Annotated in this window: 1 rRNA gene; it reads left to right on the top strand. The window is 53.6% G+C overall.

Annotated elements, in window-relative coordinates:
* Positions 1-38 precede the first annotated feature (38 nt).
* A 23S ribosomal RNA gene (locus Q4606_RS18180) occupies positions 39-2934 on the top strand.
* Positions 2935-2964: the final 30 nt, after the last annotated feature.

Genomic DNA, 2964 nt, shown 5'->3' with positions numbered 1-2964 from the left:
CTGGTGAGCATGAGTGATCAGTTGTCTTGGGGTTATATAGTCAAGCAACTAAGCGCATACGGTGGATGCCTTGGCAGTCAGAGGCGATGAAAGACGTGGAAGCCTGCGATAAGGTTCGGGGAGCTGGCAAACAAGCTGTGATCCGGACATTTCTGAATGGGGAAACCCACCCGATTTCGGTCGGGTATCTTGCACTGAATACATAGGTGTAAGAGGCGAACCGGGGGAACTGAAACATCTAAGTACCCCGAGGAAAAGAAATCAACCGAGATTCCCTAAGTAGCGGCGAGCGAACGGGGACTAGCCCTTAAGCTAGACAACTGGTAGGAGAAGGCTCTGGAAAGTGCCGCCATAGTGGGTGATAGCCCCGTATCCGAAACCTGAGTCTAGTGAAATCGAGTAGGACGGGACACGTGGTATCCTGTCTGAATATGGGGGGACCATCCTCCAAGGCTAAATACTCCTGACTGACCGATAGTGAACCAGTACCGTGAGGGAAAGGCGAAAAGAACCCCTGTGAGGGGAGTGAAATAGATCCTGAAACCGTATGCGTACAAGCAGTCGGAGCAGACTTGTTCTGTGACGGCGTACCTTTTGTATAATGGGTCAGCGACTTATGTTCAGTGGCGAGGTTAACCGTTTAGGGGAGCCGTAGGGAAACCGAGTCTTAATAGGGCGATTCAGTCGCTGGGCATAGACCCGAAACCGGGCGATCTATCCATGAGCAGGTTGAAGGTTGAGTAACATCAACTGGAGGACCGAACCCACTGTCGTTGAAAAGCCAGGGGATGACTTGTGGATCGGAGTGAAAGGCTAATCAAGCCCGGAGATAGCTGGTTCTCCCCGAAAGCTATTTAGGTAGCGCCTCGGACGAATACCACAGGGGGTAGAGCACTGTTTCGGCTAGGGGGTCATCCCGACTTACCAACCCGATGCAAACTCCGAATACCTGTGAGTACTATCCGGGAGACACACGGTGGGTGCTAACGTCCATCGTGAAGAGGGAAACAACCCAGACCGCCAGCTAAGGTCCCCAAGTACCAGTTAAGTGGGAAACGATGTGGGAAGGCTCAGACAGCTAGGAGGTTGGCTTAGAAGCAGCCATCCTTTAAAGAAAGCGTAATAGCTCACTAGTCGAGTCGGCCTGCGCGGAAGATGTAACGGGGCTCAAACTGGTCACCGAAGCTGCGGCTGCATACTTTGTATGCGGGGTAGGGGAGCGTTCTGTAAGCCTGCGAAGGTGAGTTGAGAAGCTTGCTGGAGGTATCAGAAGTGCGAATGCTGACATGAGTAACGACAATGCGGGTGAAAAACCCGCACGCCGGAAGACCAAGGGTTCCTGCGCAACGCTAATCGGCGCAGGGTGAGTCGGCCCCTAAGGCGAGACCGAAAGGTGTAGTCGATGGGAAACGGATTAATATTTCCGTACCTTGGATAGCTGCGATGGAGAGACGGAGAAGGCTAGGTGAGCCGGGCGACGGTTGTCCCGGTTTAAGCGAGTAGGGAGTGGACTTAGGCAAATCCGGGTCCACAATCCTGAGACGTGACGACGAGCACCCTTTTACGGGAGCGAAGTCATTGATGCCCTGCTTCCAGGAAAATCTTCTAAGCTTCAGGCTATTCGAGACCGTACCCCAAACCGACACAGGTGGTCAGGTAGAGAATACCAAGGCGCTTGAGAGAACTCGGGTAAAGGAACTAGGCAAAATGGTGCCGTAACTTCGGGAGAAGGCACGCTGGTGGTATGTGACGCCCTTCGCGGGTTGAGCAGAAGCCAGTCGAAGATACCAGGCCCCTGCGACTGTTTATTAAAAACACAGCACTGTGCAAACACGAAAGTGGACGTATACGGTGTGACGCCTGCCCGGTGCCGGAAGGTTAATTGATGGGGTTAGCGCTTGCGCGAAGCTCTTGATCGAAGCCCCGGTAAACGGCGGCCGTAACTATAACGGTCCTAAGGTAGCGAAATTCCTTGTCGGGTAAGTTCCGACCTGCACGAATGGCGTAACGATGGGGGCGCTGTCTCTACCCGAGACTCAGTGAAATTGAAATCGCCGTGAAGATGCGGTGTATCCGCGGCTAGACGGAAAGACCCCGTGAACCTTTACTATAGCTTCACAGTGAACTTTGAACATGTTTGTGTAGGATAGCTGGGAGGCTTTGAAGCGTGAACGCCAGTTTGCGTGGAGCCAACCTTGAAATACCAGCCTGGCATGTTTGAGGTTCTAACTCTGTCCCCTTATCGGGGATGAGGACACTGTGTGGTGGGTAGTTTGACTGGGGCGGTCTCCTCCTAAAGCGTAACGGAGGAGCACAAAGGTGGGCTAAGTACGGTCGGACATCGTACGGTTAGTGTAATGGCACAAGCCCGCTTAACTGCGAGACAGACACGTCGAGCAGGTACGAAAGTAGGTCATAGTGATCCGGTGGTTCTGTATGGAAGGGCCATCGCTCAACGGATAAAAGGTACTCCGGGGATAACAGGCTGATACCGCCCAAGAGTTCACATCGACGGCGGTGTTTGGCACCTCGATGTCGGCTCATCACATCCTGGGGCTGAAGCCGGTCCCAAGGGTATGGCTGTTCGCCATTTAAAGTGGTACGCGAGCTGGGTTTAGAACGTCGTGAGACAGTTCGGTCCCTATCTGCCGTGGACGTTGGAGATTTGAGGAAAGCTGCTCCTAGTACGAGAGGACCGGAGTGGACGAACCGCTGGTGTTCCAGTTGTCTCGCCAGAGGCATTGCTGGGTAGCTATGTTCGGACAGGATAACCGCTGAAAGCATCTAAGCGGGAAGCCCCTTCCAAGATGAGATCTCCCCGGGCCCTCGAGGCCCCTGAAGAGCCGTTCAAGACCAGGACGTTGATAGGTCGGGTGTGTAAGCGCTGCGAGGCGTTGAGCTAACCGATACTAATTGCTCGTGCGGCTTGACTATATAACACCCAAGACAATTGCGGATATCGCA

This window comes from Marinobacter sp. 1_MG-2023 (assembly GCF_030549045.1).
In the GTDB taxonomy this organism is placed as follows: domain Bacteria; phylum Pseudomonadota; class Gammaproteobacteria; order Pseudomonadales; family Oleiphilaceae; genus Marinobacter.
The sequence above is the reverse complement of the archived record's forward strand: the minus strand, read 5'-3'. Positions and strand labels throughout refer to the sequence as shown.